The 13,291-nt window shown below is 41.1% G+C and carries 12 protein-coding genes and 1 riboswitch; of the genes, 6 read left to right on the forward strand and 6 right to left on the reverse strand.

The genetic code is table 11. The features are described from left to right. Window positions 1-3: 3 nt before the first annotated feature. The 4 genes from SLP02_RS22445 (at window position 4) to SLP02_RS22460 (ending at window position 5,288) form a co-directional block, all read left to right on the forward strand. The gene (locus tag SLP02_RS22445; protein ID WP_319422946.1) at window positions 4-3,216 is read left to right on the forward strand and encodes an efflux RND transporter permease subunit; all 3,213 of its coding nucleotides are present in this window, start codon (window positions 4-6) and stop codon (window positions 3,214-3,216) included. A 326-nt stretch (window positions 3,217-3,542) separates the two neighbouring features. Further along, a complete protein-coding gene (locus tag SLP02_RS22450) occupies window positions 3,543-3,866 on the forward strand; it encodes a DUF6883 domain-containing protein (protein WP_319422947.1) in 324 nt (107 codons plus the stop codon). A 7-nt stretch (window positions 3,867-3,873) separates the two neighbouring features. Then, complete coding sequence (locus SLP02_RS22455) at window positions 3,874-4,122, forward strand: DUF4926 domain-containing protein (RefSeq protein ID WP_319422948.1); 249 nt, start codon at window positions 3,874-3,876, stop codon at window positions 4,120-4,122. A 185-nt stretch (window positions 4,123-4,307) separates the two neighbouring features. Continuing rightward, window positions 4,308-5,288, forward strand: a complete 981-nt coding sequence (locus SLP02_RS22460; protein ID WP_319422949.1) for an MBL fold metallo-hydrolase — start codon at window positions 4,308-4,310, stop codon at window positions 5,286-5,288. Between the two features lie 267 nt (window positions 5,289-5,555). On the opposite strand, the gene SLP02_RS22465 is transcribed toward SLP02_RS22460, so the two are convergent. Next, on the reverse strand, window positions 5,556-6,980 hold the full coding sequence (locus tag SLP02_RS22465; RefSeq protein ID WP_319422950.1) for a cation:proton antiporter: 1,425 nt from the start codon (window positions 6,978-6,980) through the stop codon (window positions 5,556-5,558). Between the two features lie 350 nt (window positions 6,981-7,330). On the opposite strand from SLP02_RS22465, the gene SLP02_RS22470 reads away from it, so the two are divergent. Together SLP02_RS22470 and SLP02_RS22475 are read left to right on the forward strand one after the other, a co-directional pair. After that, window positions 7,331-7,531 (forward strand): hypothetical protein, encoded by a 201-nt coding sequence (locus SLP02_RS22470; RefSeq protein ID WP_319422951.1) that lies wholly within the window; start codon window positions 7,331-7,333, stop codon window positions 7,529-7,531. Between the two features lie 74 nt (window positions 7,532-7,605). Further along, window positions 7,606-7,673, forward strand: a riboswitch (Glutamine riboswitch). A 30-nt stretch (window positions 7,674-7,703) separates the two neighbouring features. Beyond that, window positions 7,704-7,841, forward strand: coding sequence for a hypothetical protein (locus SLP02_RS22475; protein ID WP_319422952.1), 138 nt, complete (start codon window positions 7,704-7,706; stop codon window positions 7,839-7,841). A gap of 126 nt (window positions 7,842-7,967) precedes the next feature. On the opposite strand, the gene SLP02_RS22480 is transcribed toward SLP02_RS22475, so the two are convergent. The 5 genes from SLP02_RS22480 to SLP02_RS22500 form a co-directional block, all read right to left on the reverse strand. After that, window positions 7,968-8,756, reverse strand: a complete 789-nt coding sequence (locus SLP02_RS22480; protein WP_319422953.1) for an amino acid ABC transporter ATP-binding protein — start codon at window positions 8,754-8,756, stop codon at window positions 7,968-7,970. 41 nt (window positions 8,757-8,797) lie between these two features. Next, window positions 8,798-9,562, reverse strand: coding sequence for a sulfite exporter TauE/SafE family protein (locus tag SLP02_RS22485; RefSeq protein ID WP_319422954.1), 765 nt, complete (start codon window positions 9,560-9,562; stop codon window positions 8,798-8,800). Between the two features lie 179 nt (window positions 9,563-9,741). Further along, window positions 9,742-11,283, reverse strand: a complete 1,542-nt coding sequence (locus SLP02_RS22490; RefSeq protein ID WP_319422955.1) for a dicarboxylate/amino acid:cation symporter — start codon at window positions 11,281-11,283, stop codon at window positions 9,742-9,744. A 435-nt stretch (window positions 11,284-11,718) separates the two neighbouring features. Next, window positions 11,719-12,621: a transporter substrate-binding domain-containing protein gene (locus SLP02_RS22495; protein ID WP_319422956.1), complete on the reverse strand. Its 903-nt coding sequence runs from the start codon at window positions 12,619-12,621 to the stop codon at window positions 11,719-11,721. Window positions 12,622-12,632: 11 nt separating this feature from the next. After that, entirely contained in the window at window positions 12,633-13,286 is a 654-nt protein-coding gene (locus SLP02_RS22500; protein ID WP_319422957.1) for an amino acid ABC transporter permease, read from the reverse strand. Between the last annotated feature and the right edge of the window lie 5 nt (window positions 13,287-13,291).

The raw sequence follows: 13,291 nt of genomic DNA on the forward strand, positions 1-13,291 counted from the left end.
GTTATGAAAACTTCTCCTCCCTCCAATGTTAGTATCAGTGCCGTTGCCATTCGCCAACACATCGGCACTCTGATGTTAACTCTAGCGGTAATTGTGGTTGGCGTATTTTTTATATTTAATCTTCAAGTAGACTTACTACCGTCTATTACTTACCCACGCATTGGCTTGAGAGTTAATGTACCTGGGGTTTCTCCCGAAGTTGCAGTAGATGAAGTAACTCGACCTTTAGAAGAAGGACTAGCTGCTACTGAAGGTGTAGTACAAATTTTTTCGCAAACTCGCGAAGGGCAGGTAAGTATAAACCTTTACTTTCAACCAGGGGGGAATATCGATCGCGCTTTAAACGATGCTACTGCTGCTTTTAATCGGGCGCGATCTAACTTACCAGATACAGTTGAAGAACCAAGGCTGTATAAAGTCGATCCTTCTCAATTACCTGTTTACGAACTGGCATTGACCTCTAAATCTTTAGATCCTTTACAATTACGTGTGTTTGCTGATGAAGAACTGGCGCGGGAACTGGGAGTCGTTGAGGGTGTAGCCGTGGTTGATGTCTCAGGAGGTGTAGAAGAAGAAGTAAGGGTTTTAATCGATCTCAGTCGGCTTCAGGCTTTGGGCGTAGGGTTAAATGATGTTCTCACCGAATTAGAAGAAACTAATCAAGATATATCTGGCGGACGAATTCTGGGAGGGCTTAACGAACCTTTGACTCGTGTAGTGGGAAGGTTTGAGGATGCCCAGGAAATTCTCGATCTCTCTTTTGAAGTGGATGATTCGACAGCAGCAGAGACGGACAATAACTCAATCTCTCCCCAGCGCGTATATCTACGGGATTTTGCCCAGGTTATTGATGGTCAAGCCGACCAGCGAATTTTTGTGTTTCTCAACGAACAGCCTGCCGTGAAACTCAGCATTCAAAAGCAGCCTGAAGCCAATACGATTCAGGTCGTAGAGGGAATCAAACAGCGAATTGAACAGTTACGACAAACGGGGATAGTTCCCGAAGATATGGAATTGGTTGCTACCCTCGACGAATCGGTCTTTATTCGTAATGCCATTAGCAATGTCGCAGGTGCTGGTTTGATTGGTGCGGGGCTAGCAGCGATCGCCGTTTTGCTGTTCCTCGGTTCACTCCGTCAAACGGTGATCGTCGTTTCGGCAATTCCTCTAGCAGCACTAGCAGCAATTATTTTGATGAAGCTGTTTGGCTTGTCTCTCAATGTGTTTAGCCTGGGCGGATTGGCAGTAGGAGTCGGTATTGTGGTCGATAACTCTATTGTCATGTTAGAAAACATCGCCGAGGGTGCGGGGATGACCCCAGGTAAAGATGCCAAGACGCGACTCAATTCTCAGCAGTTGATCGAGCAATCAATCTCTAGCAGTCAGGAGGTTGAATCGGCTTTGGTTGCTTCTACCAGTACTAACTTAGTTTCCGTTTTGCCTTTTTTGCTCATTGGTGGTTTTATTTCCCTGCTGTTTAATGAATTGGTGCTTACCGTTAGTTTTGCAGTGGCTGCCTCAATTTTGGTAGCAATAACAGTAGTCCCAATGCTTGCTTCTCGTTTGCTGGGGATTCGCAAATCGAGTAAAATTGGGCGTTTTTGGTTACTACAAGCCTTTAATCGTCAATTTGAGGCTGCTACCAGACGCTACGGCATAATGCTTAAACAAGTTTTGCAACGGCGGTTGCTAGTAATTGGCTTAACTTTCTTACTGCTGGGTGGCAGTAGTTTTTTAATTATCGGTCAAGTTCCTCAAGAGATTTTGCCTCGGATCGATACGGGACAGGCGAGATTGTTTGCCCAATTTCCTCCAGGAACTCCCCTAGCCACAAATCGCCGAGTTATGGCAAAAGTAGATCGGATTTTACTAGCGCAGCCAGAAACAGAATATGTCTTTACTACATCTGGGGGCTTTTTATTTGGTAGCAACACCAGCGAAAACTCCTTGCGCGGTTCTAGCACCATTACTCTCAAACCCGATACAGATGTCGAAGCTTATGTCTCGCGGGTATCAGCCGAATTTGACAAGCTCAACTTAGTTGATATTCGCCTGCGGGTTAGTCCTGGTGAAGTACGGGGCTTGATTTTAAGCAACTCTCCAGTTCGGGGTGATGTCGATATTATCCTTCAAGGAGACAATACTCAAGTTCTTGAAGGGGCAGGACAGCAGGTATTAAATACCTTAGAACAACGAGCAACCTTATCTAGCTTTCGTCCCGATGCCGATCCCCGCCAGCCCGAAATTCAAATTCGCCTAAATCGCGATCGCGCTGCCGAGCTTAACTTAAATGTTCAAGACATTGGTAATACTTTAGAAACGGCGATCGCTGGTTCTGTACCTACTCAACTGCAACGGGGTAATCGTCTGGTAGACGTACGAGTCGAGCTTGAAGAGGTTTTTATTCGTCGCCCTTCTCAACTGGCGCAAATCCCTTTATTTATCGAGGATAGTAGTAGCTTAGTTCGTTTAGGAGATGTTGCCCGCATTGAATTTGGACAAGCCCCTGGAGAAATTCAGCGCATCAATCAACGACAGGTATATTTAATTACAGGTAGCCTTAATGAAGATGCAGATTTGAGTCAAGCCCTGGCTGAACTAGAGCAAATTTTTCAAGCGATCGATCTACCAGAAGGAGTTAGTCGTCTGCCGAGTTCTGCTGCCCAAAGCAATCAAGAAATTCAGTCTTCTTTCGCTGTTTTAGGCGGACTGGCGGCATTTTTAGTGTTTGTAGTAATGGCAGTACTGTATAATTCCCTGGTCGATCCTCTGGTAATTATGTTTACTCTTCCTCTAGCATTAGCGGGAGGAATTTGGGGACTGTTTCTTACCCAAACGGCAATCGGCATAACTGTAATTGTAGGTGCAGTTTTATTAGTCGGCATTGTGGTTAACAACGCAATTATCCTAGTAGAGTTAGCCAATCAAATTCGAGAACGAGAACAATGCGATCGCGCTACGGCAATTTTACAAGCAGCACCACAAAGATTGCGCCCTATTCTGATGACGACTATCACCACTGTAGTCGGGATGTTTCCCTTGGCGTTAGGGCTGGGACAGGGAGGAGAATTTTTGCAACCATTAGGTATTGTGGTCTTTTCGGGATTGGCATTAGCAACCCTACTGACTTTGTTTATTATTCCCTGTTTTTATATACTGCTACACGATTTGGTGGACAGAATTTCGGGTAAAAAGCGATCGCCTATCAAATTTTAAGCCAGTGAATGTAAATAACGCTACTTTCGGGTTATGAACATGAAATGGTTGGGCTGTAACCTATAATCTATAAGCTATAAGGGAAAAGACTTTGAAAGATTTGTTGATCTTCCTAACTTAAAATTTTATCATCGAAAAACGGTTTTTCAATTATCTCTGTTTGCAATAGCTCTACTCTTCCACGCGAACTCACGTTAAATATCAAAAGCCAGAAACTATCGCGCAAAAGAAGTTTCTAACTCGAAGAAACCATTTATAGTTCTAGCAAAAGCGATCGCTTTTGGTAGTTACGACTTTTCCTTGTTCAACTTGTAAGAAATTCGAGAATGAAGATTCCTGTTGATGCCATTATTCCCGAAGCAAAACTAACTAAATACTTGCTTGTATTTAAACCCAGAAACGATAAATCTCAATTTTTAGCTCAAGCTGGCTTTACCTTAGACAACTGGCAAACATTAAAAACAGCCCTTCAACAACTCAATCAATTTGTAGAAGCAATAGCAGATAGAAGTAGCGAATACGGAACTTTCTATAATGTGAGAGGAGAGATACAGGGGGACAATGGGATTAATTTATCTGTAGTTACAATTTGGTTAGAACAAAAAAGCGATGGTAAATTTCAATTTATAACTTTGATACCAGGAGATTAAAATCGAGATGACCCTAGAACTATACTCAGAAGTAGCCCTGACTCAAAACATAGCCGAACACAATCTAAAAATTGGAGATGTCGCTACTATAGTTGATTTTGTTCCCCATCCCCAAGGTGGCGAAGAAGGATGCGTATTAGAAATTTTTAACGCCGTAGGAGAATCGATTGCAGTGGTTACTGTTCCTATCTCTGCGATTAAATCTTTGTCAGCCAGCGAAATATTAACTACTCGTCCATTGAAACAAGCCATTTGAAAAAATTTTTGTACTTAACTGGCGATCGCGCAAAAGAAGTTTCTAACGCAAATAAACCATCTACAGTTCTAGCAAAAGCGATCGCTTTTGGTAGTTATAACTTTTGCCTATTTTTATATACTGTTTCACTTAATGATATTTTATAGGTAATTTGCCAATACTCAATTAATGTAGATCGAATAAACATGAAAAAATGCTTATCAGGGTTAGTTACGTTGGCAATTGCTATTTTCACCACCTCTGCCAGTTATGCTTCTGAGGTAAAGATTACACCAGTAGGTAGTCATGATGGAGAATTTTGCGCTCGCGATCGCGCCTTAATCTTTGAAGATCCTAATGGTACGCGCCTCCTGTTCGATGCAGGGCAAACCGTTGCTGGAGGTCAGGATAAGCGTTTGGGCAATATAAATGTGGTTTTATTAAGTCACGTCCACGGAGATCATTTAGGCGATCGCCGTATCTCAACAGTCAATGCAGGTAAATGTGCCAAACCAGAAGCCAATGAAGATGTCACCCCTAGTTCTAATACCGTCGATATTGCCGTAGCCAAGCAAGCTAAAATTGTCGTCGGTAGTGAGATGGCTAGTTTTTTGGCGCATAAAGTTGAAGCTTCAGGCGGAAACCCTGATTCTGTAAAGCTTGTCCGTTTTGGTGCTTCTGTAGATGTTGGCGGGGTAAAAATTACCACTGTCCCCGCAGTTCACTCGAATGGATTGAGTGGTGAATTTATTGAAGGCGAGTTGGGAGAAAATTTAGAAACTGCTGGTCTTACTGCCTATGTTGGACCACCGACTGGTTATATACTCACATTTAGTAATGGTCTAGTAGTGTATTTATCAGGCGATACTGGTGTTACCGCAGAGCAAGAAACAGTGGTGCGGAATCAATATAGTGCTTCGTTGGCAGTAATTAATATTGGTGATACGTATACCACAGGACCAAAAGAAGCGGCATATGTAATTAATGAATTGATTCAACCGACTTCTGCGATCGCTTCTCATGCCAATGAAGCTGCTACACAAGATGGAATAGTTGTTCCAGGTACAAAGACAGATTTGTTTATCCAAGCTACCGATGTGCCTGTCTATGTTCCTTTAAGCGGTAAAACAATGGAGTTTGATGAAGTAGGACAATGTATCGCTGGATGCCAGGAATTAGCAAAGTGAGGAATTTACTACGCAAATATGCAATAAGCTATCAATTTTATCGGCAAAAACTGCTAGAAGTAAAACAGATATTATTCATGTTGTTTGAGATGATGGTAAGGATTGAGGGAAAAGGATATCTCTATTGAGTAAAATAATTACGGACAACTTTAAAGATGGCGATCGCCTCTGCGGAACGATTCTTCTAAAATAAACAGGGGATGGGAGTACTGAATTAGATATATTTTCAGCTTACTACTCCCTCTTCTTATCCCCAACTCAGGTTAATTACGAAGTAGTCTCAGCAACAGAAGGTATCTCTGACGAAGCTTCTACTGTCTCTTCATTCGACTTAAAGACAACCCGCAGCAAAGCAGGTGCTATAAAGGTAGTGGCAATTACCATGACCACAATTCCCGCTTCTAAAGCTGGAGATAAAACACCGCTAGATGCACCAACCGCCACAAACACTAAACCCACTTCTCCTCTGGGAATCATACCAACACCGATCGCCAACTTGTCTAAATCTGGCTGACCAAATACAGTAAATCCTGCCAAAACCTTACCAATAATAGCGACAGTAATTAGAAAAGCAGCGATAATTAAGCCTTCTCTATTCTCAGGGTTGATTGGATTCAACACGCCTAAGTTGGTTTTGGCACCCACCGCAATAAAAAAGATTGGCACGAGCATATCCGATACAGGCTCAACTAGACGCTGTAATTCTTTCCGTCTATCGGTTTCATCCAAAACCAGTCCCGCAGCAAATGCTCCCAAAATCGCTTCTAAATGAATTGCAGTTGCCAAGTATGCCATCACAAAAGCAAAGGTAATAGCAGGAACTATTAAACCTCCACGAGTTTTCAATAGCTCGACTATTTTGACAAAGCTTCTATTAAAGACATTACCTAATAAAATCGCCCCGACTAAAAATCCAGTGGCACTAATGATCAAATAAATAACGTTACCAACATCAACTTCTCCTGTTTTTGCTAAACTTGCTGCTACGGCTAAAACAATTACCCCCAAGACATCATCAATTACCGCAGCACCTAAAATTATTTGCCCTTCTTTAGAAGTTAGCTGTCCCATTTCCGAGAGTACTCTAGAAGTAATGCCGATGCTAGTGGCTGTAAGGGCAGCACCCGCAAAAATTGCAGGAATAGCAGGAATGTTAAAAATAATCATCAATCCCGCAGTACCCGCAGCAAAAGGAGCAATTACGCCAATAATAGCTACTGTAAGAGCCTGAGTACCTACCTCCATCAACTCTTTGAGGTTGGATTCTAAACCAATTTCAAACAACAGCACAATAACTCCAATCTCAGCCAGCAAAGAAATCACTTCAGACTGGAGATGAAAAGTAACAGCCACGTTTTCTGGACTTAAGTCCGTGGTCATTTGCAAAAACTGCATAATTAGGGAATCACCCGCTTCAATTCCACCTTCGGGAAACACCAAAAAATGTAAAACAGAAACACCGACAATGACACCAGCGATTAGTTCTCCCAAAACGGAAGGAAAATCAAAAGCAGCGCAAATTTCCCCACCCAGTTTGGCAGCAAAATAGATAGTAACGGCACTAAGCAACACCCCCGCCAAGACAATTGAAGGATCGGCTTGGGCGATTTCAGTTGTTAGCAACAGATGAGAATTTGACAATTGAAATATATCGGTGAATGCTAGTAAATCAATCGAATTTAGCAAAATCATCTGAATAGATTTGAACCGTAGTTAATATTTAATTAACTACAGGTTAATGAACCTGAAAAGACTATTTCAGTGTATTTAACTACCTTGTTGGTAATTAAAACAACATCAATATCAATAATAAATTAGTATTGACGACAATTCTAATTTATTATTTGGCGATCGCCACAGGTAGTTAACTTATAGCTTATAGCTTTTTAGCAAATGCCGACAAACCATACTGAGTAACCTTTAAACACTTAACAATATCTTGTACGGATGTTACCACCTTGGCTTTTAGATCTAGCTCAAGCTATTATTTAAATATATACAAAAGGTATATTTAGCTACAGAAAACAAAAAGGAGATCAGTTATGACTATCAACCGCAACGCAACATCTAACAATCAAGCTTGGAACAGCAAAAAATTGATCGAGCTTAGTGATAACCTAGGCAAAGCCTATAATCCAGGGCTAAATTCCGCCAAATCTGACAAAAAAGCAGATGTTTGGACTACAGAAAAATTCATCAACATGAGTAGACATTTAAGTTCTGCTTATGGTGTAGACTTCTAAGACTGGTTCATAATTAAGGCAAAAAAAGCGATAGGTATTAATCTTATCGATTAGTTACAAAATACAGAAACTAAAACGTTCATCCTCAAATTAAGTCAAGTAAATTAGGACGGAAGTAAGGAATAGCCCGAAGGAACGCGCCTCAAATCATTTCAGCTAAGGAGGCAATACAATGAGATTGTTTAAATCGTTTTCTAATCACAAAAATAAAACTGCTGCTGAGTCAGTTAATCCACAAACCGCAGCAATTCTAATGTCCTACGGATTTTCTGGCACTAAAAATTCCGCTCGACAAAAAAGCGCAAACTAGTTAGGGCGATTCGCGAATCGCCCCCAATACCGTTCGTTTAAGCCCCCCATCCCCCAACTTTGGGGGATTTAGGGGGCGGATGAAATAACTTAAGAGACTAACCGAACAGTATTGGAATCGCCCCTACTAATGCAAAATTTGAGAGAGAAACTTTTGTAAACGTTCTTCCTTTGGATTATTAAAAAATTCATCGGGCGTGGTGTCAGCAACCAGAGTACCATCTGCTAGAAAGATAATGCGATCGGCTACTTCGCGGGCAAAGCCAACCTCATGAGTGACGCAAACCATAGTCATCCCCGATTCTGCCAGACTCCGCATAACATCTAATACTTCTCTGACCATTTCTGGATCGAGTGCGCTGGTAGGTTCGTCAAACAGCATCACTTTAGGCTGCATGGCTAAAGCACGAGCGATCGCAACTCTTTGTTGTTGACCCCCAGAAAGTTGACCTGGATATTTATTGGCTTGATGGGCAATACCAACTTTTTCTAATAGTTCCATAGCACTTGCCTTGGCTTGGGATTTGGATAAGCCTCGCAGGTGAATTGGTCCTAAAGTAATGTTATTAAGCACCGTCAAATGGGGAAACAAATTAAACTGTTGGAATACCATGCCCACTTCTCGGCGTAATAGTTCGATTCCTTTATTATTGTGAGCGATCGCAGTACCATCAATGGCGATACTGCCTTTTTGATAGGGTTCTAAACCGTTAAAGGTGCGAATGAAGGTAGATTTACCCGAACCAGAAGGGCCCATTAGCACGACAACCTCACCTTGATTGATGGTTGTGCTTACGCCTTTGAGTACGTGAAAACCATTGTCATACCATTTCTCTACGTCACGGGCGAGAATAATTGGTTTTGTTTCTAAGGTAGCCGTATTTGATAGGTTTGATTGCGGTTGAAAGTTAGTCATTTTTTTACCTTCGATATTGAAAGTTATTTTTGAAATCTTGGTTAACGATAAAAATATTCCCACAGTAATTTGCCGACCAAAACTGTAGTAACGGTAATAAAAATCGGTTTAATAAACTTAGCTCCTTTTTTGGTAGCGAATGTCGAGCCAAAATAAGCACCAATAGCAACTCCAACCGCGCCAAAAATACCTTCGGGAAAACTAATTGCACCCAAAATCCAAAAAGATATGAGTGCAATAAGATTAGTCATAAGATTGATAACCTTAGCCGAACCAGTGCCACGCAGAAAATCTAATGACCAGATAGACACTAAGGCAAAGACTAAAAAAGTACCTGCCCCTGGCCCAAAAAAACCATCATGAAAACCAATAATTAAGCCGAAGAACGCTAATTTTATAATCTGGATTGAATCATGGGTTTTGGCGATCGCCATATCGGCTTTTTCTAAGCCAAAGTTAGGTTTAAAGACAACAAATAAAGTAATTGCCACCATCAATAAAATTACGATTGGTTCTGCCCAAGCTTTAGGTAAAAAACCAATCGAAAGACTACCAAACCAAGAACCAAAAACCGCAGGAATACCCATATAAATACAGGCTTGCCAATCAACCTGCTTGGCTTGAGCAAATTTAAAAGAGCTAGTCAGCACACCACAAGTTCCGCAGAGTTTGTTAGTGGCGATCGCCGTTGTTACAGGTAAGCCACTAAAGATTAAGCCTGGAATCATAATCATGCCTCCACCACCAGCGATCGCATCTACAAAGCCAGCTATAATTCCTGTGAAAAAGATAACGATTAGTATCATTTATAGTTCTTGGCTTGTTTTTATCGAGAATAGGCTACTTAAATTGGCGTTGCATAGCTGCGAGATGATTATGAACAAAAAAGATTAATGATTCTCCCAGTCCCCTAGTCCCCTAGTCCCCTAGTCCCCCAGTCCCCAAGTCAGCCTCTACCATCCCATGAAGGTGCAACGCCCTTAAATTAGATAGCAGTAGGGACTACTACTGGCTCTTCTACAGTAGCTGGTGTGCCTTTGCCTTTCTCCAGGCGATCGACTACGCCAGCACCGACACAATCGCCCCAGACATTAACCGTCGTGCGACAGCGATCGAGAAACCAGTCAATTACTAAAATTAGAGAAACACCTTCAATGGGAATATTAACCGCCCGTAGCACGATTACCATCGTCACTAAGCCCGCTTCAGGAATTCCTGCTGCACCGATAGCTGCTAAAGTCGCTGTCAAGAAAATAACCACTATTTGACCAAAACTTAATTCAATGCCGTAAATTTGGGCGATAAATACAGCAGCAACGGCTTCATAGAGAGCAGTTCCATCCATATTAATCGTCGCCCCCAAAGGCAAGACAAAATTAGCAATTCTAGAGGAAACATGGTTTTTTTCGATGACGCACTCCATCGATAAAGGCAGGGTGGCAGAACTAGAAGCGGTAGAAAAAGCCGTAGTTAAAGCGGGTAGCATCCTTTTGATATACGAAAAAGGATTGCGTTTGCCAACGAATTTTAAGATTAAAGGTAAAACTACCAAACCGTGAATTAACAAAGCAATAATCACCGTAAAGGCATATTTACCCAAACTGGCAAACTCGCTAGCAAAGCCAGTAAATCCCCCAGCTTCGCCCAAACGTCCTGCAATCAATGCACCGATGCCGAAAGGGGCGGTTAATAAAACCAAATCGATAATTCTCATTATCGCTTCGTTTAGCCCTTCTACCAGACGAATCACTCGTTCACCCATTTCCCCCAAGGTAGTTAAAACACCGCCAAATAGTAGAGAGAAAATAATTAATGGTAGTACATCATTATCGACCATTGCTCCAAAAAGATTTTGGGGTAATAAACCAACAATGACTTCTTTGAGAACTTCGCCAATAGAGCTTTGTTCTTTCCCTTTTACTTTGTCGGCAATTGCCAAATCTATTTGTATTCCCTGACCTGTAGCTTTTGGCGTTACTGTTTTTCCTGCTGGATTAGTCCAGCCAGTTACCGTTAGGCTATTGTTTTGAAATTTATCCTGGGGGGCAATTGTACCGCGAATATCGTTTTGATCTTTGAGAATCGCCATATAGCGATCGTCAAACGGTTTTTTGGCAGTTGCGCCATCAAGATTAATCGTGTTATTGCTTATGCTATAGTCAACATTTTCTAAAACTTGACCGCCTCTAAGAGCAATTCGATCTGCTTCAGTATTGGCAATTCCTGGCTGAATAATATTAACCAAAAGTAAACCTAATAAAACAGCTAACCCTGTGGTTATAGTGTAAAAAATGATTGTTTTACCGCCAATTCCTCCTATTTGACGAACATCTCCCAAACCTGTAATGCTAGTAATCATTGAGGTCATTACTAAAGGAATTACTAACATCAATAAGGCGTTAATAAATAGTTCCCCAATAAAAGAAACAGAAGTTCCCACTGCGGGAATTAATCCACCAATTAAGATACCGACAATGATTCCAATCAATATCGGTATTAATAATGATTTTTGTTGTGTTTGAGTCATTTTATGTAGTCAGTCAAATATTTTATAAACTGATTATCTAAGCAAAATACAGACTATGCAGTAGCTTTTGTTGCAATTCACCATAGATATAAATTATTGTTTATTATTTGTGTTCATTTAGTTTATGCACAGAAAAAAAACTTAACTGATTTAAACTGAAACAATTGATAATATAAAAACTTACTAACTGACGTTACGCAATACAACGAAAGATCGATACTTTCAACAAGCACGTGGAAGCAGAAAAATAAATACTACCTACTCTTCACAGATTAATTAGTGCGTAACATCAGCGACCGAAAAATTTTGATTCTTAACGTCAGAGAGAAACAATTTAATCTTTTCCCTTTTCCCCTTAACCCTTTCCCAGTCTCAACCGATTAATTTGCTTCTTAGGAGTAGAAGTTACTACAATTTTTGTTTACTTATATTTTGCTAAGTAGTAGCAGTAGCAAAATCTTTGGGCAGAGGTTCGCCAAACCACTCTATAGACAATTGATTTAATTTCCCAGATTGTTTGAGATTGGCAATAATATTATTTACCTGCTGTAAAAGTTTTGTATCCCCTTTACGAATGCCAACATAACAAGGAGAATTTTTGAGGATAAATTTATTCTCAATTTTTTGGTCGGGATTGTCTTGAATTAATTTGGCTGCTACTGCATTTGCTGTGGCAATCAAATCTACCTGTCCCGATACCAATGCCGAAGCTGTCAAACTATTGTTGGCATAGCGTTTTATGTCTACCTTACCTGGAGGCAGCTTAGAGATTTCCAGATCTTCTAAAGAACCTTGCGCCACACCTATAGTCTGCCCTTTAAGATCGTCAAGAGAACTAATTTCAATATTAGGTCTGCCGTAAACCCCAGAGAAAAAAGGTGCATAGGGTTGGGAAAAGTCAATAATTGCTGCTCTTTCTTCGTTTTTGCCTAAACTAGAAATTACTAGATCGACCCGATCTGTTTGTAGAAAAGGAATGCGGTAATTTCCGACCACCGTGACAAGTTCTGCTTTTACCCCCAATCCTTTAGCAATTTGATTTGCTACGTCGATATCATATCCCTGAGGCTGCATATTGACTCCTACCCCCCCAAAGGGAGGAAAGTCAGCAGGTACGGCAATATTGATTTCTCCCGACTTTTGGATTTCTTCTAAAGTCTTTCCTGTCGATATCTGGGCAATATTTTTGGGAGAGATATTTGCTTGGGATTTAACTGCATCTGAATCTCCTCCCGAACACGAAGCAATACCCACAGTCAGAAAAAAACTGGCAAAGAATAATGCTAAAGCTCTTTTAAAGCCATTGGGAAATAGTGCTTTGAGAAAATCTAAGGTCATGGCGATCGCTCTTAAGCCTCATAAGATAATTTCTTTTCTAAATGCTGACTCCAGATGGATAGGGGATAGCAGACTATAAAATAAATCAAACCTGCCAAACCAAATATCAGCAAAGATTGCAAAGTCACGTTATTAATCAAAGCTGCTGCCCTCGATAGTTCGGTAAAGCCAATAATTGAAGCTAGAGAAGTCCCTTTAATTACCTGCACTAAAAAGCCAACGGTAGGTGCGATCGCACTTCTTACTGCTTGGGGTAGGATAATTAGCTGCATTTGTTTTACGTAGCCAAATCCAATTGCCGAACCCGCTTCCCACTGTCCTTGGGGTAAAGATTCAATCGAACCACGCCAAATATCAGCCAAAAAGGCACTAGTAAATCCTGTCAAAGCCAAACTAGCTGCTGCTAAAGGAGATAAGTTGATGCCAAACACTACCGAAAGACCAAAGAACGCCAAAAATAGCTGTAGCAGTAAGGGTGTTCCCTGAAAGAACTCGACGTAGACAAAGCTAATACCTCTTAGCCATTTACTAGCAGAGATCCGCATTAGCATAACGATAAAACCGACAATGCCACCCCCAATAAAGGCGATCGCGCTTAGAATTAGTGTCCACTTAGTAGCAATGACCAAGTTAATAAATATACGCGAAAGTGTAAATCCGTCCATAGCAA

It is taken from the genome of Pleurocapsa sp. FMAR1 (assembly GCF_963665995.1).
Taxonomy (GTDB): domain Bacteria; phylum Cyanobacteriota; class Cyanobacteriia; order Cyanobacteriales; family Xenococcaceae; genus Waterburya.